The organism is Leisingera sp. SS27, from assembly GCF_028368855.1.
Lineage (GTDB): Bacteria > Pseudomonadota > Alphaproteobacteria > Rhodobacterales > Rhodobacteraceae > Leisingera.
In genome coordinates this window covers 628,994-646,420 of record NZ_JAQNCY010000001.1, presented here as the reverse complement: position 1 = coordinate 646,420, position 17,427 = coordinate 628,994, and the positions used below count along the sequence as shown (strand labels likewise).

The window sequence follows — 17,427 nt, the reverse complement described above, 5'->3', positions numbered from 1 at the left end:
TTACCCGGCGCAGGATAGGGGTGGGGACTCTGCGCCGGATTTTCCTAAAATGCCCGGGGCCGCCGGATGGCAGCCCCTTGCTCAACAGTGGGGGCCGCCTGCCGGCCGCCCCGGGGCACCCCGGCCCTAGTTCACTCCCAGTTTGCCCGGGAACTCGATATTGATCTCCAGGCTCGACAGCTCGTCGCCGCGCTCCATGCGGATGTCGATCGCCTCGTCGCCGATCTGCACGTGGCGGCGGATCACTTCCAGGATCTCGCGCTGCAGCTGCGGCAGGCAGTCGGGGCGGGCGCCGCCGCTGCCGCTGCGCTCATGCGCCAGCAGGATCTGCAGCCGTTCTTTGGCTGTATTGGCAGAGGCCGCTTTGCGGGGGCGCAGGGAAAATCCGAACATTCTTTACACCGCCCGCCGGAACAGCCGCTGCAGCAAGCCGCGGCGGGGATCAGCAGCAATCCGCATTTCGATCTGCTCACCGATCAGACGGCCCACTGCGTCCTCATAGGCGGCAGCGGCTGCGGACGGGTCATCCAGAACCACCGGCACGCCGAGGTTGGAGGCGCGCAGCACCGCCTTGCTCTCGGGGATAATTCCCAGCAGCGGCACCGCCAGAACCTCCAGCACGTCCTCCACTGTCATCATTTCGCCGCTGTCGACGCGGGATTTGTCGTGGCGGGTGATCAGCACCTGCGCCTTCACCGGCTCTGCGCCGGTCTTGCCGGCCCGGTCGGTGATGCTGTTAAGGAGCCCCAGCACCCGGTCGCTGTCGCGCACCGAGGAGACTTCGGGGTTGGTGACCACAATGGCTTCATCGGCAAAATGCATCGCCATCTGGGCGCCGCGCTCGATCCCTGCCGGGCTGTCGCAGATGATATAGTCGAACTCCTTGCGCAGTTCATCAAGCACCTTCTCGACGCCCGCCTTGGTCAGCGCGTCCTTGTCGCGGGTCTGCGAGGTCGGCAGCACCGCCAGGTTTTCCAGCCGCCTGTCGCGGATCAGGGCCTGCTTCAGCTTGGCGTCGCCCTGGATGACGTTGATGAAGTCAAAGACCACCCGGCGCTCGCAGCCCATGATCATGTCCAGGTTGCGCAATCCGACGTCGAAATCGATCACCACCGTCTTGTGCCCGCGCCGCGCCAGTTCAGCGCCCACCGCCGCCGAGGTTGTGGTCTTGCCGACGCCGCCCTTGCCTGAGGTGACAACGATCACCTTGCCCAGCGGTTCTTCCAATGTCAGGTCCTTGCTCATTACAGTGCCTCCACACACAGCCGGCCGTCGCGCAGGAATACCTGTGCTGCGCGGTTCAAAAGCTCCGGCTCCAAATTCTCGTTCGTCCGGTAAAGGCCCGCCACTGCCAGCAGCTCCGCATCCAGCCGCTGGCAGAAGACGCGCGCGCTCTCGTCGCCCTCGGCGCCGGCCATCGCGCGGCCTCGAAGCAGGCCGTAGACATGGATATTGCCGCGCGCGATCAGCTCCGCGCCGGAGCTGACGGGCCCGACCACCACCAGGTCGCCGCCCTCCGCCACCACCGTCTGGCCGGAGCGCACCGGGCGGGTGATCACAACGTTCTGGGGCGGGCGCAATTTCTTGGGGATTTCCCGGCGGGTGCCGGGGCCGGTGTTCAGCGGCGCGTCCTTGCCGCTCGCCAGCGTGATCAGCCCCGCGTCCTCTGCCGCAGCGGCCTGTGCGGGGGTGGCGTTCTGCACCCCGAAGACCGCCAGATCGCGGCTGCGCAGGCTGTCGGCCAACGCCCGGATCTCGGCAGGGCGGCTCAGCCCCGGAGCCTGCGCCAGATCCAGGATCAGCGGCGCGCCGTCAAAGAAATGCGGGCTCCAGCGCAGCTGCGCGTCCAGCGCGGCATAGAACGCCTGGTCCAGCGGCCCGTCTTCGGGGCGCAAGGCGACCGCGGTGAAATACCGCCCGCGGATCTGGAACGGTTTCACGCTGGCGGCAGGGGCGCTGCCACGCGGTTTGATGTCTTGATGCGGCACGCTCACGCGATGCTCCTGCTCGGAAATGGCGGCCTTGTTTTGCCGCGGCTTTTCCCCTTGGGTAGCGCCAGGCAGGCAGGCCGTTCAACCGCAGCCGGTCAGGGTCGGCGGACATGCGCCTGCCGCCATGCCTGGCGGCGGATTTCCGCAGATGATCTGCCTGGGGTTGCGCAGAAAACGGTTGCCGTCCTGGCAGTGGCGCGGTGCCTAGAGCGCCAGGGGCGCAGACCTGCCGGAGGTTTCCAGCTCCCATGCGGCAGACCAGGTTTCACCGTTGCGCTCCAGAACAAGATAGTTCCGCTCGGCGGCATAGCGCCCGGACTGGCCGGGGATCTTGCGGATGCGGATGGGGTGGCCGGGCAGGGGCGCGTCGCCCAGCCAAGACAGCATCCCCAGCACCCTGGCCCAGGCCCGCGGCGGCGCCCGGTGGGAAATGCCCGAGGCCACCAGCTGGTGCAGCAGCTTGCCGCCGCCAAGCGCCATCTCGCCGCGCGTGGCCAGGTGGATCTCGCCGGAAAGGGCTGTCACCTGCTGGCCGTCCTGGGCCGCCATGTCCCGCACCAGCCGAAGCATCCGCCGCCACGAGGCCCGGTGCGCCCGGCTCTGCCATTGATCGCGCAGGTCGTCCTCGTATTTCTGCATCCGCGGCGTGAGCACCATCAGCAGCTCCAGCAGCGACAGCCGCGGCCCTAGCAGCGGAACGCTCGACAGGATCAGGCTGCGCCCGGCAAAGCTCTGTTTTGCCGCTGCCTTCATCATCCGCCAGCCGCCCCGCGCCATCACCCGGCGGCGGCTGCGTTCCGAGCGCAGGTCGGGGGCCAGCAGCCGCAGGCCCGGCGCTTCGATGCGCCAGCCCAGGTGGCTGCCTTCGGGGTCGGCAAAGCGGGCAGGCAGGTCCCCGTCGCAGCAGCCGTGCTGAAACAGCAGCGCTGCCTCCCGCGCAGCGGCAAACAGGGTCTGGCCGACAGGGGAATAGGTGCGCGAACGGCGCAAGGACCCCCAGCCGTCGCAGATGTCGTGGTCGTCCCATTGCATCAGCGATGGCACCCGGGCGGCGATCCAGGCAAATTCCGGCGCGGCATAAACCGCAAGATACCGTTTCAGGAACCCCTCCCGCAGGTGGCGGCGCAGACTGTTCAGCTCTTCGGGTGCAGGATCGCGGGGGAGGCGGTCCGGCCAGTCTGCGCTCAGGGGGTGTCCATGTGTCACCTCATCCGCATAGACCTGATCACCGCCATGCAGCAGCAGCGAGAAGGGCTGTTCCGCATGCTCCGCGCCCATCCGCGCCCACATCGCGTTACGCTCGGCGCCGTCGCGGTCCAGGTCGCCATGCTCCTCGCCATTGCAGGAGGCATAGGCGATCCGCAGGCCGCCGCCAAAACCGCCGGCCAGCGCATAGCGGGTGCCGTTCCACTGGTAGGCAGAGGGCCGGTCCGCAGGCAGGCTGAACCGCGCTCTGAGCACCGTGCAGGCGCTGATTTCCGCCAGCGGCTCGGGCTGCGCTGCGCCATCCTCCAGCAGCAGCGGCGGCAGGATGGCGCCTGTCGGGGCAATGAAAAGGGCAGACAGAACCATCCGGCCATCACGCAGATCATCGAGGATCAGGATGGGGCCGGTGATTGCGTTCACGGCGGGTCCGCTGGCAGGGCCTGTTGTCCGGGTGATGCTGCTCATACCGCCACGTCACCTAGGTGCGCCCTGCGCTGCATTCAACCGCTGGCGGCATTGTGCTGGGTCATGGCCCGGGTCTGCGGCAGAATTGCCCATGGCTCAACCGGTGCTGCCGTGGTCTGACTATGCCTGCTTATGTCCAGTGCCGCCTTTGCCCCGGCCGCTGCGGGTGTCTTTTTTAAGGAGATTTTGAGATGCAATGGAGCCTTCTCGGCGCTGCGGCCCTGGCTGCCCTATGGATGCTGGTTCATGCCGTTGCGGGCGGCCGCGAGTGTGCCCGGCCGCTGGCGCAGGACCGGCAGCTGCCCGACGCAGCGCGCGAAACCATGCTTTTGTGCTGGCATATGGTCACCGGCTTTCTTGGTCTGATGGCCTTGTTCCTGTTCCTCGGCGCCCGCGGGGCAGCCGGGATGGCGCTGGCGGGGACGGCTATGGCGGCGGTGGCAGCACTGATTGGCTTGCTGCTGCCGCTGCTGCGCCGGGCAGGTTACCGCCTGCTGCCCCAGGGCTGGCTGTTCGTGCCGGTTGCGGGCCTGGGCGCCTGGGGGCTGTGGGCTGGCTGAAGGATTGCAAAGAGGGCCCTCCCGCCCGGCCGGCCTGCATTGGAAATGCAAACCTCCCGGTTGGGCCCGGCGCCGGACCTGCTGGTCCGGCGCGCATTCTGCCTGCCCAAGGCAGGCAGAATGCCCTGCCCAAGGCTGCCAAGGGGTGGCGGCGCCAGCCGCTGCACCTGCAGGCGCGGGAGATCTGCGGTGTCGGAGGCGATGGAGTTTAGCGGCTCAGCTCCCGCATGCCGCGTTCCAGCCCGTCCAGCGTCATGGGCACCATCCGGTTCTCGAAGATCTCCCGGATCATGCCGATCGAATGGGTGTAGTCCCAGTATTTCTCCGGCACCGGGTTGATCCAGAGGTGTGAAGCCCAGGCCTCGCGCGCGCGCTGCAGCCAGACCTGGCCGGCCTCCTCGTTCCAATGCTCGTTTGCACCGCCGGGATAGGCGATCTCATAAGGGGACATTGAGGCATCACCCACGAAGATGCATTTGTAATCCGGCCCGTAGGTGCGCAGCACCTCATGCGTCGGCGTCTTCTCGTTCCAGCGCCGCCGGTTGTCGCGCCAGACGCCTTCATAAAGGCAATTGTGGAAGTAGTAGTATTCCAGATGCTTGAACTCGGCGCGCGCAGCCGAGAACAGCTCCTCCACCACCTGGATATGCGGATCCATAGAACCGCCCGCATCCAGAAACAGCAGGACCTTCACCGCATTGTGCCGCTCCGGCCGGGTCTTCACGTCCAGGTAGCCGTGCTCGGCGGTGGCGCGGATGGTATTGTCCAGGTCCAGTTCTTCATGTGCGCCTTCACGCACCCAGCGGCGCAGCCGCTTCAGGGCGACCTTGATATTGCGGGTGCCCAGTTCGACATCTCCGTCAAGGTTCTTGAATTCGCGTTTGTCCCAGACCTTGACCGCGCGCTGGTGGCGGCTTTCCTTCTGGCCGATCCGCACGCCCTCGGGATTGTAGCCATAGGCGCCAAAGGGCGAGGTGCCCGCTGTCCCAATCCACTTGTTGCCGCCCTGGTGGCGGCCCTGCTGCTCCTTGAGGCGCTCCTTCAGCGTCTCCATCAGCTTGTCGAACCCGCCAAGCGCCTCGATCTCGGCTTTTTCCTCCGCGCTCAGATGCTTCTCCGCCATCTTGCGCAGCCACTCCTCCGGAATGTCCACGGCCTCCATGACTGCCTCAGACGGGATCGCCTCGAGCCCTTCAAAGGTGGCGGCAAAGGCGCGGTCGAACTTGTCGATATTGCGCTCATCCTTCACCATCGCCGCGCGGGCGAGGAAGTAGAATGCCTCAATGTCATAGGTGGCGAGCCCCGCCTTCATCCCCTCCAGAAAGGTGAGGTATTCGCGCAAGCTGACCGGAATCGACGCCTTACGCAGGTTTTCGAAGAAGGGCTGGAACATCGCGGAAGGGTCTCCGGCAGGGGTAAGCTGGCGCGTTCGGGTGAGGGCGGGCGCTAGGCCAGCACCCGGTGGGTCAGGATGGTGGCCAGCAGGCCGAGCACGCCAAAGAGGATGGCATAAACAGCGCCGTATTGCAGCATGTCCAGGGTGTTGCCGCCCCGTTTCTTTGCCTTAAGGGCGCCGATCAGGCCGCCCAGCAGAACGCCGAGGATTACGATCATGGTTCTTTCCGTCCGTTGTCTTTCAGGATCTGTCTCTTGCAGGCCGCATCAGGAGCCGGCGGGCCGCAGCGCTGCAACCTCCTCAAGCCGGGCCTCCACCACCCAGTCCGGGCCAAAGCCGTAGCGTGCCCATCCCAGGCTGTCCAGTCTGACCCGGCGTGCCTCAACCGTCTTGCCCTGCAGGTCCAGGGCCTCTGCCTGCAGCATCAGCAGCGTGGACAGAAGCGCGGCATTTTCATGCGCCGCCGCCGTAGCCGCAGCGGGCTTCAGCCGGGCCAGGGCTGCCGCGCCATCTCCGGTGGCCACGTCATGGGCGGCCAGCTGCACCGCCAGCTTGGCCTGATGGATGGCAGTGCCGCGCTGCGCCTCCAGATAGGTCTGAGCAGTCAGGAAATGCCGCAGTGCCAGCTCCGGCTCGCGGATATGCAGCATCCGTCCCAGCGTATAGTGGCTCATGGCGCGGCGGTGGTCGCTCCAGCCCAGGTCGCGGGCGATTTCCGCAGCCCTGTTGGCGGCGCGCAGCCGCTCCCGCAGGGCGGTCTGCGGCCCCAGTGCCTGTTCGTAGGCGGCAGACCAGGCGCGCGGGGTTGCCGGCAGCGGCCAGGCCGCAACGCTATTCCCGCGCGGGTTCAGCCGGGACAGGATCGCGGGCAGGCGGGCGGCCACTTGCGCGCGGGTCATGCCGGTTTGCAGCTCCGGCGCATAGGTCGCGCGCAGGATCAGCATGTCGAACCCGGTCAGCACCGCGTGCATGTTGTCGTCGTTGAAGATCGAATCCGGCAGCCGGTACAGGTCATTCAGCGGGCCGATGGCCTGCGCCAGCTCCTCGTGCAGGCAGTCGCGCACCTCCTGCGGGCTGGTGTCATTGGGAATGAACACCGCCAGCCGGCTGCGCTCGCGCAGCAGCGCCCAATTGGTGCGCGGGCTGCGCCGGTTGCGCCGGTACTCCGCCAGGGACGAGACATTGGGCACCACGAAACAGGCCGCCTTGGGCAGGGCGCGGCGGATCTCGGCACGGGTGACGGCCTGGATGGTAATGCTGGCGTCAACGGATGCGACCCGGCGGATGGTAATCCCGGCTTCGGCTTGCAAGCGGCTGAGCAATGCGGACAGGTCGCGGTTGAAACCCGGCGGCGGCGCGCCGGTGACGCGCAGGGTGATTGGCGTTTCGAACCGGGTGAAATGGGGCAGGGTGCTGCCGCCCTCCAGCTGGAAATGCAGATCCAGGAAGTCGCGGGCAATCTCCGCATTGGCGCGCTGCGGGGCTTGCGGACGCGGCGCGGCAAAGACCTTGACCGGCGGCAGCGCCAGCGGCGCGGCGGCGGCGCGGGTCGGTGCCTCGACCCGGGCCGTTGGAGCGGTGCAGGCAGCCAGCACAAGTGCCGCCAGAACGCCGGTAGCCGCCTGCATCAGGCGGGGTCCGCCGCGGCGGAGGGTCTTGACCGGTTCAATTGCTGCGTCCACGGGCACTCAGGTGTCTCCCTAGCGGCCCGGCTAACGCAGCCTGGCCCTGCTAACTCTGATAGGGGAATGCGGCAGCGATTTGAAGCGAAACAGGCAGGCGCCGTCAAATGCGCCCGCCCCAAGGTGCTGGCGGTCTGTGCCGCAGGCCCCTGCGGTCAGCGCCGTCCGCGCGCCATGAACGCCAGGCGTTCAAACAGATGCACGTCCTGCTCGTTCTTCAGCAGCGCCCCGTGCAGTTTCGGCAGCGCATCGGCGCCGTTGCGCGCAATATCCTCCGGGCTCAGGTCTTCGGCCAGCAATAGCTTCAGCCAGTCGATCACCTCCGAGGTGGAGGGCTTCTTCTTCAAGCCTTGCGTCTCGCGGATCTCGTAGAACTGGGTCAGCGCGGCGGTCAGCAGCGCTTCCTTGATGCCGGGGTGGTGCACCTCGACGATCTTTTTCATCGTCTCCGCATCCGGGAAGCGGATGTAGTGGAAGAAGCAGCGGCGCAAGAAGGCGTCCGGCAGCTCCTTTTCGTTATTGGAAGTGATGATCATGATCGGGCGGTGCTTCGCCTTGATGGTCTCGCCGGTCTCGTAGACGTGGAATTCCATCTTATCGAGTTCCTGCAGGAGGTCGTTGGGAAACTCGATGTCGGCCTTGTCGATCTCGTCGATCAGCAGCACGACTTTCTCGTCCGCCTCGAAGGCCTCCCACAGCTTGCCCTTGCGGATGTAGTTCTTCACGTCATGCACGCGTTCTTCGCCCAGCTGGCTGTCGCGCAGGCGGCTGACGGCATCGTATTCATAGAGCCCCTGCTGGGCGCGGGTGGTGGATTTCACGTTCCACTCGATCATTCTGAGCCCCAGCGCCTCTGCAACCTGCTTGGCCAGCTCTGTTTTGCCGGTTCCGGGCTCCCCCTTGACCAGCAGCGGCCGCTCCAGCGTCACCGCCGCGTTAACCGCAACCTTAAGGTCATCGGTCGCAACATATTCCTTAGTGCCCTGAAATCGCATATCTTTCCCGTGTCAGCCGTGGTTGCCGTCTTGTTATCACGGTTTTAACCAAACAGCGCCACTATTGTGTAGTGACATTCCTGTCCGATAGGGATAAACGCTGCGGCAGAGGGGGAGCCAAAATGTTGAGGTACAGGTTATGACCAGCATTATGGGCCAGACCGAAGGAGCCGAAATGAAGCAAGAAGTGTTTCTGCCGGACGACTACCGACCGGCTGAAGATGAGCCGTTCATGAATGAACGGCAGACTGAGTATTTCCGACGCAAGCTATTGGAATGGAAGCAGGACCTGCTGGCGGATACCCGCGACACGATTGAGGGGCTGCAGGACAGCACCCGCAATATTCCCGATGTCGCCGACCGTGCCAGCGAAGAGACTGACCGCGCGCTGGAGCTGCGCACCCGCGACCGCCAGCGCAAGCTGGTCGCCAAGATCGACTCGGCTCTGCGCCGCATCGACGAGGGCGAATACGGCTACTGCGAAGTGACCGGCGATCCGATTTCGCTGAAGCGCCTGGATGCGCGTCCCATCGCCACCATGAGCCTGGAAGCACAGGAGCGCCACGAGCGCCGCGAAAAGGTTCACCGCGACGATTAACCGCTGATTTTTGCGGTAAAAACGCGACAAACATGAGCGCCGGGGCCTTTTGCTCCGGCGTTTTTTGTTCCATTGGGAGCAGGCGGAGAAACTGCGGGACCCCCATGGACCTCAAAGGCCTGAAAACAACCGTAATCGGCGCCGGAATCGGCGGCTTGGCCGCAGCGCTGGCGCTGCGCCGCTTCGGGGCATCCGTCACCGTGCTGGAGCAGGCCGAGAGAATCTCAGAGGTCGGTGCGGGGCTGCAGATCACTCCCAACGGGGTCAAGGTGCTGAAGGCGCTGGGGCTGGCCGATGATCTGGCCTGGTGCTCGCAGCGCGCGCGCGCGGTGGTGCTGCGCGGCCACCGGCGCGGCAATCAGGTGCTGCGGCTGGATCTGGATGAATATGCCGCCGGACTGCCCTATTACTTCGTGCACCGCTCTGACCTCATCGGCATCCTGGCCGGCGCGGCGCGCCGCGAAGGCGTGCAGGTGCGGCTTTTGCAAAAGGCCGACCGGGTTGAGCCCGGACCGCAGCCTTTGGTTCACCTCAGCAACGGTGCGCAGTGCAGCGGTGATCTGCTGGTGGGCGCAGATGGCTTGCATTCGAAAACCCGGGTGGCCCTGAACGGGGAACGAAAGCCCTTCTTCACCGGTCAGGTTGCCTGGCGCGCCACGGTGCCCAACCACCTGAATCTGCCGCCGGAGGCGCAGGTGTTCATGGGGCCGGGGCGGCATCTGGTGGCCTATCCCCTGCGCGATGGCAGCCTTATGAACCTGGTTGCAGTGCAGGAGCGCCGGGCCTGGGCCGAAGAGGGCTGGAACCTCAAGGACGACCCGGTCAACCTGCGCGCGGCCTTCCGCGGTTTCGGCGGCAGCGCCGCGGCACTGCTGGACGCGGTGGAGGAGGTTCTGCTCTGGGGGCTGTTCCGCCATCCGGTGGCGGAGCGCTGGCACGGCGAAAACACTGCCCTCCTGGGCGACGCCGCGCATCCGACCCTGCCCTTCATGGCGCAGGGCGCCAACCTGGCGCTGGAGGATGCCTGGGTGCTGGCGCGCTCCCTGCAGGAAGCCGCGGGAATGGCTTCCGGCCTGGCCATGTACCAGGAGCGCCGCCGGGATCGGGCAGAAAGGGTGGTGCAGGCCGCCAGCAACAACGCCTGGAAATACCATCTGCGCGCACCGCTCAGCTGGCCTGCGCATCAGGTGCTGAAACTGGGCGGCCGATTTGCCCCGGACCGCATGGTCAGCCAGTTCGACTGGATCTACCGCCACGACGTCACCGCCTGAGGAGGGCAGAGGCGGACAGGCGCGGCTCCCGCCCGTCGCAGTTTCATTGAAAATGAACCGCTCCCGTTGGGCGGAGCGCCGCGCGGATGCGCGGCGCGGGCAGCGTTCAGATGTCCAGATCCACCCAGACCGGAACGTGGTCGGAGGGTTTTTCGCGCCCGCGCACGTCTTTGTCGATCTGGCAGTCCCGCAGCAGGTCGGCGGCCTGCGGTGTGAGCAGAAAATGGTCGATGCGGATGCCGTCGTCGCGGTTCCAGGCGCCGGCCTGGTAATCCCAGAAGGAGTAATGTCCCGGCCCCTGATGACGGGCGCGGAAGGCTTCGGTGAAGCCCAGGTTGACGATCCGCTGAAACGCCGCGCGGCTTTCCGGCCGGTGCAGGGCGTCCTCGCGCCAGGCCTCCGGGCGCTTGGCATCCTCGGTCTGCGGGATGATGTTGTAATCCCCGGCCATCAGCGCGGGCATCTCCGCGGCCATCAGCGCCTCTGCGCGTGTCTTCAGCCGGTTCATCCAGGCCAGCTTATAGGCGTATTTGCCGCCCGCCACCGGGCTGCCGTCCGCCTCCAGCTCAACCGGGTTGCCATTGGGCAGATAGAGGCCGCAAATCCGGATCGCCTGCTTGCCCACAACCGTGGCCTCGATCCAGCGGGCCTGTTCGTCGCTGTCATCGCCGGGCAGCCCGCGCGTCACGTCCTCCAGCGGCAGCTTCGACAGGATCGCCACGCCATTGAAGCTTTTCTGCCCATGGGTTTCGACGTTATAGCCGCGCTCCTCGAAGATCTCGCGCGGGAAGGCCTCATCCACTGACTTGATTTCCTGCAGCAGCACCACGTCGGGCTGCGCCTCATCCAGCCAGTCCGGCAGCGCCTGCGCCCGGGCCTTGATGCCATTGATGTTAAAAGTGGCGATTTTCATGGCTTGTCTCCGGCGCAGAATTCTTTATTCGGGGCCGATCTATCGCTGAATCAGCGCCCCGGGGCAAGCCCGATGCGCGAATCGCGAATCACCTTTGACGCCGCCGGATGCTGGCGTTTTGCATGGGTGAAAAATACCCCTAGGGTTGAGTTTCTTTACTTTGCAATAATATGCGTGTGAATAACGCGGTGCATATCCTGTGGATGAATTGAAATAATTGAAATTGCGCAAAAAATAGCAGCTTGAAGTTAAAGTAATTGAAACTACAAAATACAATGTGAAATTGCATTTTCTGTTTGCGCTGCGCGGCACCCGTGCCAGCGTCAAGGAGCCTTTTGTCCTTAACGAATGGGGTTCCAACATGACTGCTCAGCGTAAAATCCAAGCCATCCACGCCACCCGTCCGGCCGCAGGCGCCAGCCTGTTCGAAGGCGGCGCAACAGAGATGTTCTCTTCCGGTTCCGCACCCGAATGCACCGCGGATATGTCAGCAGGAGAGGGCGTATCGCTGTTTTCTTCCGGCTCCATGCCGCAGATGGCAGAGAGCTGGGCAGGCGGTGAAACCGGGCTGTTCTCCAGCGGTTCGGCGCCGTCGGCCCGCAGCGAAACCACGGCCGGCGACTTGGTGGAAATGTTCTCCTCCGGTTCCGCGCCTGCATCCCGGGCAGACACGTCTGCAGGCGATCTGGTGCAGATGTTTTCTTCCGGCTCTGCACCTTGCGCTCAATCTGAGGTTGCTGCGGGTGATCTGACGGAAATGTTCTCCTCGGGTTCGGCCCCGGCAGCGCAGGCAGGAACAGGCGCGGGCGAAGGTGTAGAGATGTTCTCCTCCGGCTCGGCTCCGTCGGCAACGGCTGAGGCTGATGCAGGCGAGGGAACGCATCTGTTTTCCTCCGGCTCTGCGCCGGCGGCAGAAGCCCGCACCAGCGATGGCGACGCAACCCGGCTGTTCTCCTCGGGCAGCTGACCTGAGCGGGGCCGGTTTCCCTCCCGGCCCCTGACCTTTGGCGGTTCCGCATCCGGAGCCGCCCTTGCCGCGCCGCCCTTTCCCGCAGGAGGTTTTCATGGCCCAGATCATTCCGTTCTTCTCATCCGCCGCCCGCCAGTCCCGGGCAGCTGCGCAAACCGCGCTGATTGGCAGCTTTGCCACGCAGCGGCGCCCGCAGGAGGATGTGTTCTGGCTCAAGGAAAACGCCGAGTTGCTGAATATTCTGGAATGCACCGGGGCCGATGTTGCCGCTGAGGCCCTGGCACCGCTTCAGGAGTTCTATGACGGTGCGGCGCGGCGCATCAGTTTCTTCCGCCAATATTACCGCTTCATCCTGTCGATCTGCCTGGATCTGGAGGATCTGGGCCTGCCCGGTGAAGCTGGCGCGCAACTGGCGGAATGGGTCGAAGCGCAGGGCCTGGTGCAAGCCGAACTGTCCGACCTTCAGCGGGCCGAGGCCCGCCGCCTGCTGGCGCGCCGCGGTGTTGTCTTGCGGGACGACGGGTTGGATGACCGGCTGCGTGCCTTCATCTCGCGTCCCGAAACCTTTGCCATTCCGAACAAAAAGGCCGCATACGAGCTGACCCACATCGTCTTCTACCTGTCGGAGTACGGCCGCCGCGACCCGCAACTGCCGCAGGCGGCGCTGACCAGTCTCGAGTATGCCGGCCTGGTGGCTTTTCTCGATCAGAACGCTGATCTGCTGGCCGAGATTTGCATTGCCCTGCGCTATGGCGGGCAGCAGCCGCCTGCCGCCTGGGAGGGCTGGCTTGACAGGCAGGTTTCCGCCTTTACTCTATCAGAGCGAGAATTCTCTGGACTTCACGATTCTTATCACGAGTATTTTGTTGTTAACTGGCTCATGATCCTGTCCGGACGAAAACCCTTCCGGCAGGCGGTACCCGAAAGGGGCGTGCAGGTGTCAGCGGTGCGGGGAGGAAGTATCTTGAGAAGCCTTTCAGAAGCCGTTTTCGAGGCTGGAACAGGCCGGCCGGGCTGGAGCGCGGTCAAAGCGCGGACCGAAGCCATGCTGAACGAGGAAGAGCATGGGCTGCTGTGCGCAGCAGAGCGCAGCTGTGCCGGCTTCGCAAGCTTCTTCGAGGGATTTGCCCGGGCGGGCAATGCAGGGGCCGCATGATGGCGTGTTCGCGTAACCAGGCCCTGGGCGGGGCGCTGCTGGTGGTGGCCTATACCGGGCTGATCGCCTCCGCTGACGGGATCACCAAGCTGCTGGCGGGCCAGTATGCGGCGGCACAGCTTTATGCGCTGTCGGGGGCTATGGTCGCTGGCTTTTGCCTGCTGGCCGACAGGATGCCCCGGCAGCGCGGCGGCTTCCGCACCCGCTGCCCGCGGGCGATGGCGTTGCGTTCGGTGGCGACGCTGGTTGCCGCGGTCTGTTTCTTCTACGCCTTCCGGCTCCTGCCCTTTGCTGAAGTGTTTGTGTTCATCGGCCTGATGCCGCTCTTGGCGGGGGCGATGTCTGGCCTCGTGCTGAAGGAGCCGGTGCGGCCGGCGGCCTGGATTGCACTGCTGGCGGGCTTTACCGGGGTGCTGTTCCTGCTGCCGCATAGCGGTGACGGCAGCCATTCTGCGACGGGGCATCTGGTGGCATTTGCCGCGGTTGTTTCCGGCACCTTTTCCATGACCATGGCACGGTTTATCGGCCGGGTTGAGAGCAATGCGCTGGCGCAGGTGTTTTATCCGAACCTCACGCTGTGCGGTGCGATGCTGCTGGCGCTGCCCTTTGTCTGGGTGCCGATGCCGCTGGCGGATGTGGGCTGGGCTGCGGCCTATGCGTTCCTGCTGTTCGGGGCGCGCTGGCTGCTGGTGGTGGCGCTGCGCCTGCTGGCGTCCTATGCGGTCACACCGCTGATGAACCTGCAGTTCATCTGGATGGCCGTCATTGGTGCGGTGTTCTTCGGGGAGTTTCCGCCGGCCTCCAGCTACTTGGGCGGCGCCATCGTGATTGCATCCGGCCTGTATCTGGTCTGGGACCAGTTCGCGCCGGCTATGCGGTGGCGTGTCGCCGGGCGGCTGCGGACCGATCCTTAACGTCTGACCCGGAACCCGTCGCGCCCCGCAAGGGGCGCCGGAATTATGCGATAATTCCGGCTCGGAAAACACGTGTTTTCCGGGCCGTTTTCCGCGCCGGAAAACGGCGGGGCTACATGGAGAACGAAGTGCCGCAGCCGCAGCTGGAGGTGGCGTTGGGGTTCTCGATGGTGAAGCGTGCGCCGATCAGCTCCTCGGTGAAATCAATCACCGCGTTTTCCAGAAACGGCAGGGAAACGCTGTCGACCACGACTTTCTCGCCCTGGCCTTCGAGCACCAGATCGTCTTCCTTGGCCTCATCCAGCGCAATCTCGTACTGGAAGCCGGAGCAGCCGCCGCCCTCCACCGCGACCCGCAGTGCCTGGCCCTGGTCCGCGGCGCCGATCTCGGCCAGACGGGCAAAGGCGCGGTCGGTGACTTTGGGGGGCAGGTTCATCAGCTTTCTCCACGGGCGTAGGTTGCAGCGCAAAGCTTTATATAGAAAGGTGCAATTCACGCGGCAAGATGTGGAGCCCCAGCTTTGGTTAAAAGATTTGAACTGCACGCACCTTATGCCACGATGCCGGACCGCAGCCGCGGACGGCAGGTGCTGGAGGAGGAAAGCTCCTTCCGTTCGCCGTACCAGCGCGACCGCGACCGGATCATCCATGCCAGTGCCTTCCGGCGGCTGAAGCACAAGACGCAAGTTTTTGTGGAGCATGAGGGCGACAACTACCGCACGCGGCTGACCCATTCCATCGAAGTGGGGCAGGTGGGCCGCACCATCGCCGGCGCCCTGAGGCTGAACCAGGAGCTGACCGAGGCGGTGGCGCTGGCGCATGATCTGGGCCATACGCCCTTTGGCCACACCGGCGAGGACGCGCTGCATGCGCTGATGGAACCTTATGGCGGCTTTGACCACAACGCTCAGGCAATCCGCATCGTCACCTGCCTGGAGCGCCACTACGCCGAATTTGACGGGTTGAACCTCACCTGGGAAACCCTTGAAGCCATTGCAAAACACAACGGCCCGGTAGTGGGGGAGCTGCCCTGGGCGCTGGCCGAATGCAATGCGGCCATCGACCTGGAACTGCACACCCACGCCAGCGCCGAAGCGCAGGTGGCGGCTCTGTCCGATGACATCGCCTATAACAACCACGATCTGCATGATGCGTTGCGGGCCGGGCTGTTCAGCGACGATGATCTGGCGCGGCTGCCGCTGTTGGATCAGGCCTATGGGGAGGTGGACCGGCTCTATCCCGGCCTCGACCCGAACCGCCGCCGGCATGAGGCGCTGCGGCGGTTCTTCGGGGTGATGGTGGGGGATGTGATTTCCACCGCCCGGACCCTGCTGGCGGAGACCAGGGTACAAAGCGTCGAGGAAGTGCGGGCGCTGGATCACCCGGTGGTGCAGTTCTCGCCCGAGATCTGGGAGGGGCTGAAGGAAATCCGCGCCTTCCTGTTCACCCGCATGTACCGGGCGCCCTCGGTGATGGAGAAGCGGGCCAAGGTCTCCAAGGTGGTGGAGGCGCTGTTTCCCTATTTCCTGGACAACCCGCAGGACATGCCGGAGCGCTGGCACGCCGAGATCGCGGCGGCACAGGGCCGCACCGCGCTGGCACGGATCGTGTCCGACTATATCGCCGGCATGACCGACCGCTTTGCCCTGCAGCTGCATGAGCGGCTGATCGGGGTGAAGGTCGAGGTTTGAACGCGTCCGGCGGCTGCCGTATCTGCTGTCTTTCTGTCTGCGCGTGTCCTGCCTGGGTGCCTTTCCGGGGCGATTAAGGATGGCGGCGCCGCCAACGGGGGCGGAGGGTAGGGCCGGAACGCCAGCGCGCCCCGGGTCCGGTCAAAAGCTTCAACCATGTGACGCCCCTGCACCTTTTGAGGAAGTGGTCTTGGGGGGCCTGGTCTCCTGTTCGCACGGGGTGCCAGACCCGTGCCAAATGCTGCAGCGGGAATGACAATCGCAGATCCGGGTTAAGGCCGTGCAAGCGGGGCGTGCGCTGCGGCGGGCCTTTGCGCAACACGCTGCGGCGGCTTGATTGATAGAAAATGTTCCCGTAATGTTCTCATCAAATTCAATTGAACAGAAGGATTGCCGGAATGATTGAGGGAAGCTGCTGTTGTGGTGCTGTGAAATTCGAACTAATGGCGCAGCCTGCGCTGATGGGCACTTGCCATTGCTCCCGCTGCCGCAAGGCCGGGGCCAGCACCATCGTGTTTGTGAAGAAGGCCGATTTGCACTGGATTGCGGGCAAGGAGGAGGTGGCGCTGTATCAGCCTGCGCCGCCTTATAAATACGGCCGCTGCTTCTGCCGGATCTGCGGCAGCTCGCTGGGGGAGATCCTGTCCGAGGAGGACAGCTTCCCGATTGCTGCAAATGCGCTGGACGGGGTGCTGGAGGCCGGAAACAGTTTTCATGAGTTCGTGGGCGAGAAACCCGGCTGGTATGAAATCTGCGACGGGGCAAAGCAGTCGCAGGGGCATCCGGCCTAGGCATGACAGTGCAGGGCGGGCGGACTGCCCGTCTTGCGTGCAATGCGGTTTCCCGAATTGGCCGTAAACCGTGTTATGATCTGGCCCTATGATGCCGCAGGGCATCGGCGTTATCCGCGAGAGGAGGCATAACGAGGGGAAAGCCATGGCACGCTGGACCGTCACATTCACGGACAAGCCCGAAATGGACCGGGTGCGCAGCGACAAGAAGCGGCGCGAGGCGCATATCGCCTTTGTGCGCGCACGGCCCGAGCTGCAGATCGGCGGTGCGCTGGCGATGCGGCCGATGCAGGACTTCCCCGGTGCGATCTGGAATGTGGAGGCCGAGACCCGCCAGGATGTGGAGCGGTTGATCCTGCAGGACCCTTATTACGTGGCCTCCTTGCGCACTTACAAGATCACTGAATGGGGCACCGCCTCTGCCATCCAGGGGATGTTTTCATGACCGCCGCAATTGAAGCCCGCAAATCCGCACCCGCACTGACCCGCTGGGCGGTGATGTTCCGCGATGCGCCTGCGATGATGGATATCCGCGCCGATAAAGCCCGTCGCGATGCCCATGTGGCCTATGTCGAGGATCACCCGGAGCTGCGCATCGGCGGCGGGCTGAAACCGGACACGGATGGCGATTTCTGCGGCGCATTGTGGATTGTCGAAGCCGAGGACCGGATCGAGGTGGAGCATCTGATCCATGGCGACCCGTTTTACGTGCCTGCTTTCCGGTCCTATGAGATTTTCACCTGGGGCAAGATCCTGGAAGACCGCACCGCGGTTCTTTGAGCCGGCGCCGTGGCGGCGGCGCAATTTTCTTGATCAAGAAAATTGGCCG

20 protein-coding genes are annotated in these 17,427 nt (G+C 64.8%); 10 read left to right on the top strand and 10 right to left on the bottom strand.

What is annotated here, in order from left to right:
• Positions 1–126: 126 nt before the first annotated feature.
• The 4 genes from minE to N6L27_RS03135 all read right to left on the bottom strand — a co-directional run bounded on the left by minE (position 127) and on the right by N6L27_RS03135 (position 3,662).
• Positions 127–393 (bottom strand): cell division topological specificity factor MinE, encoded by a 267-nt coding sequence (gene minE, locus N6L27_RS03150; protein ID WP_271905623.1) that lies wholly within the window; start codon positions 391–393, stop codon positions 127–129.
• A 3-nt stretch (positions 394–396) separates the two neighbouring features.
• Entirely contained in the window at positions 397–1,245 is an 849-nt protein-coding gene (gene minD, locus N6L27_RS03145; protein WP_039178665.1) for a septum site-determining protein MinD, read from the bottom strand.
• On the bottom strand, positions 1,245–1,994 hold the full coding sequence (minC, locus tag N6L27_RS03140) for a septum site-determining protein MinC (protein WP_271905622.1): 750 nt from the start codon (positions 1,992–1,994) through the stop codon (positions 1,245–1,247). The genes minD and minC overlap by 1 nt, the downstream gene beginning before the upstream one ends.
• Before the next feature lie 201 nt (positions 1,995–2,195).
• Positions 2,196–3,662, bottom strand: a complete 1,467-nt coding sequence (locus tag N6L27_RS03135; RefSeq protein WP_271905621.1) for an alkaline phosphatase D family protein — start codon at positions 3,660–3,662, stop codon at positions 2,196–2,198.
• Between the two features lie 191 nt (positions 3,663–3,853).
• Between N6L27_RS03135 and N6L27_RS03130 the strand changes: the two genes are divergently transcribed.
• Positions 3,854–4,222 (top strand): hypothetical protein, encoded by a 369-nt coding sequence (locus tag N6L27_RS03130; protein WP_271905620.1) that lies wholly within the window; start codon positions 3,854–3,856, stop codon positions 4,220–4,222.
• A gap of 208 nt (positions 4,223–4,430) precedes the next feature.
• Here N6L27_RS03130 and N6L27_RS03125 read toward each other — a convergent pair whose 3' ends face one another.
• The 4 genes from N6L27_RS03125 to N6L27_RS03110 all read right to left on the bottom strand — a co-directional run bounded on the left by N6L27_RS03125 (position 4,431) and on the right by N6L27_RS03110 (position 8,295).
• Positions 4,431–5,615 carry a vWA domain-containing protein gene (locus tag N6L27_RS03125; RefSeq protein ID WP_271905619.1) on the bottom strand — a complete coding sequence of 395 codons (1,185 nt, stop codon included), beginning with the start codon at positions 5,613–5,615 and terminating at the stop codon, positions 4,431–4,433.
• A 53-nt stretch (positions 5,616–5,668) separates the two neighbouring features.
• Positions 5,669–5,836 (bottom strand): hypothetical protein, encoded by a 168-nt coding sequence (locus N6L27_RS03120; protein WP_271905617.1) that lies wholly within the window; start codon positions 5,834–5,836, stop codon positions 5,669–5,671.
• A 48-nt stretch (positions 5,837–5,884) separates the two neighbouring features.
• Positions 5,885–7,246: a DUF2927 domain-containing protein gene (locus N6L27_RS03115; RefSeq protein WP_271906244.1), complete on the bottom strand. Its 1,362-nt coding sequence runs from the start codon at positions 7,244–7,246 to the stop codon at positions 5,885–5,887.
• Positions 7,247–7,455: 209 nt separating this feature from the next.
• On the bottom strand, positions 7,456–8,295 hold the full coding sequence (locus N6L27_RS03110; RefSeq protein ID WP_271905616.1) for an AAA family ATPase: 840 nt from the start codon (positions 8,293–8,295) through the stop codon (positions 7,456–7,458).
• Between the two features lie 175 nt (positions 8,296–8,470).
• Here N6L27_RS03110 and dksA point away from each other — a divergent pair, with 175 nt between their 5' ends.
• Both dksA and N6L27_RS03100 read left to right on the top strand, forming a co-directional pair.
• On the top strand, positions 8,471–8,893 hold the full coding sequence (gene dksA / locus N6L27_RS03105) for an RNA polymerase-binding protein DksA (protein ID WP_039146440.1): 423 nt from the start codon (positions 8,471–8,473) through the stop codon (positions 8,891–8,893).
• 104 nt (positions 8,894–8,997) lie between these two features.
• Complete coding sequence (locus N6L27_RS03100) at positions 8,998–10,164, top strand: FAD-dependent monooxygenase (protein ID WP_271905615.1); 1,167 nt, start codon at positions 8,998–9,000, stop codon at positions 10,162–10,164.
• 106 nt (positions 10,165–10,270) lie between these two features.
• On the opposite strand, the gene xth is transcribed toward N6L27_RS03100, so the two are convergent.
• On the bottom strand, positions 10,271–11,077 hold the full coding sequence (xth, locus tag N6L27_RS03095; protein WP_271905614.1) for an exodeoxyribonuclease III: 807 nt from the start codon (positions 11,075–11,077) through the stop codon (positions 10,271–10,273).
• A gap of 277 nt (positions 11,078–11,354) precedes the next feature.
• On the opposite strand from xth, the gene N6L27_RS03090 reads away from it, so the two are divergent.
• The 3 genes from N6L27_RS03090 to N6L27_RS03080 all read left to right on the top strand — a co-directional run bounded on the left by N6L27_RS03090 (position 11,355) and on the right by N6L27_RS03080 (position 14,117).
• Positions 11,355–12,044 carry a DUF6749 family protein gene (locus N6L27_RS03090; RefSeq protein WP_271905613.1) on the top strand — a complete coding sequence of 230 codons (690 nt, stop codon included), beginning with the start codon at positions 11,355–11,357 and terminating at the stop codon, positions 12,042–12,044.
• 97 nt (positions 12,045–12,141) lie between these two features.
• On the top strand, positions 12,142–13,203 hold the full coding sequence (locus N6L27_RS03085) for a DUF6902 family protein (protein ID WP_271905612.1): 1,062 nt from the start codon (positions 12,142–12,144) through the stop codon (positions 13,201–13,203).
• On the top strand, positions 13,203–14,117 hold the full coding sequence (locus tag N6L27_RS03080; protein WP_271905611.1) for a DMT family transporter: 915 nt from the start codon (positions 13,203–13,205) through the stop codon (positions 14,115–14,117). The genes N6L27_RS03085 and N6L27_RS03080 overlap by 1 nt, the downstream gene beginning before the upstream one ends.
• A gap of 112 nt (positions 14,118–14,229) precedes the next feature.
• On the opposite strand, the gene N6L27_RS03075 is transcribed toward N6L27_RS03080, so the two are convergent.
• Positions 14,230–14,553, bottom strand: coding sequence for a HesB/IscA family protein (locus tag N6L27_RS03075; RefSeq protein WP_039178633.1), 324 nt, complete (start codon positions 14,551–14,553; stop codon positions 14,230–14,232).
• Between the two features lie 102 nt (positions 14,554–14,655).
• On the opposite strand from N6L27_RS03075, the gene N6L27_RS03070 reads away from it, so the two are divergent.
• From N6L27_RS03070 to N6L27_RS03055, 4 genes are all read left to right on the top strand, one after another.
• Positions 14,656–15,807 (top strand): deoxyguanosinetriphosphate triphosphohydrolase, encoded by a 1,152-nt coding sequence (locus N6L27_RS03070; protein ID WP_271906243.1) that lies wholly within the window; start codon positions 14,656–14,658, stop codon positions 15,805–15,807.
• 398 nt (positions 15,808–16,205) lie between these two features.
• Positions 16,206–16,598, top strand: coding sequence for a GFA family protein (locus N6L27_RS03065; protein ID WP_442915722.1), 393 nt, complete (start codon positions 16,206–16,208; stop codon positions 16,596–16,598).
• Between the two features lie 145 nt (positions 16,599–16,743).
• Entirely contained in the window at positions 16,744–17,043 is a 300-nt protein-coding gene (locus tag N6L27_RS03060; RefSeq protein ID WP_019296548.1) for a YciI family protein, read from the top strand.
• The gene (locus N6L27_RS03055) at positions 17,040–17,378 is read left to right on the top strand and encodes a YciI family protein (protein ID WP_052272268.1); all 339 of its coding nucleotides are present in this window, start codon (positions 17,040–17,042) and stop codon (positions 17,376–17,378) included. The genes N6L27_RS03060 and N6L27_RS03055 overlap by 4 nt, the downstream gene beginning before the upstream one ends.
• Positions 17,379–17,427 lie beyond the last annotated feature (49 nt).

Excerpts from the sequence above, each read along its gene's own strand:
- N6L27_RS03115 (WP_271906244.1), bottom strand. The coding sequence starts at position 7,246 with ATGCAGGCGGCTACCGGCGTTCTGGCGGCACTTGTGCTGGCTGCCTGC.
- N6L27_RS03110 (WP_271905616.1), bottom strand. The coding sequence starts at position 8,295 with ATGCGATTTCAGGGCACTAAGGAATATGTTGCGACCGATGACCTTAAG.
- minE (WP_271905623.1), bottom strand. The coding sequence starts at position 393 with ATGTTCGGATTTTCCCTGCGCCCCCGCAAAGCGGCCTCTGCCAATACA.
- N6L27_RS03120 (WP_271905617.1), bottom strand. The coding sequence starts at position 5,836 with ATGATCGTAATCCTCGGCGTTCTGCTGGGCGGCCTGATCGGCGCCCTT.
- N6L27_RS03080 (WP_271905611.1), top strand. The coding sequence starts at position 13,203 with ATGGCGTGTTCGCGTAACCAGGCCCTGGGCGGGGCGCTGCTGGTGGTG.
- N6L27_RS03055 (WP_052272268.1), top strand. The coding sequence starts at position 17,040 with ATGACCGCCGCAATTGAAGCCCGCAAATCCGCACCCGCACTGACCCGC.
- minD (WP_039178665.1), bottom strand. The coding sequence starts at position 1,245 with ATGAGCAAGGACCTGACATTGGAAGAACCGCTGGGCAAGGTGATCGTT.
- N6L27_RS03125 (WP_271905619.1), bottom strand. The coding sequence starts at position 5,615 with ATGTTCCAGCCCTTCTTCGAAAACCTGCGTAAGGCGTCGATTCCGGTC.
- N6L27_RS03060 (WP_019296548.1), top strand. The coding sequence starts at position 16,744 with ATGGCACGCTGGACCGTCACATTCACGGACAAGCCCGAAATGGACCGG.
- N6L27_RS03075 (WP_039178633.1), bottom strand. The coding sequence starts at position 14,553 with ATGAACCTGCCCCCCAAAGTCACCGACCGCGCCTTTGCCCGTCTGGCC.
- N6L27_RS03130 (WP_271905620.1), top strand. The coding sequence starts at position 3,854 with ATGCAATGGAGCCTTCTCGGCGCTGCGGCCCTGGCTGCCCTATGGATG.
- dksA (WP_039146440.1), top strand. The coding sequence starts at position 8,471 with ATGAAGCAAGAAGTGTTTCTGCCGGACGACTACCGACCGGCTGAAGAT.
- xth (WP_271905614.1), bottom strand. The coding sequence starts at position 11,077 with ATGAAAATCGCCACTTTTAACATCAATGGCATCAAGGCCCGGGCGCAG.
- N6L27_RS03100 (WP_271905615.1), top strand. The coding sequence starts at position 8,998 with ATGGACCTCAAAGGCCTGAAAACAACCGTAATCGGCGCCGGAATCGGC.
- N6L27_RS03065 (WP_442915722.1), top strand. The coding sequence starts at position 16,206 with ATGATTGAGGGAAGCTGCTGTTGTGGTGCTGTGAAATTCGAACTAATG.
- N6L27_RS03135 (WP_271905621.1), bottom strand. The coding sequence starts at position 3,662 with ATGAGCAGCATCACCCGGACAACAGGCCCTGCCAGCGGACCCGCCGTG.
- N6L27_RS03085 (WP_271905612.1), top strand. The coding sequence starts at position 12,142 with ATGGCCCAGATCATTCCGTTCTTCTCATCCGCCGCCCGCCAGTCCCGG.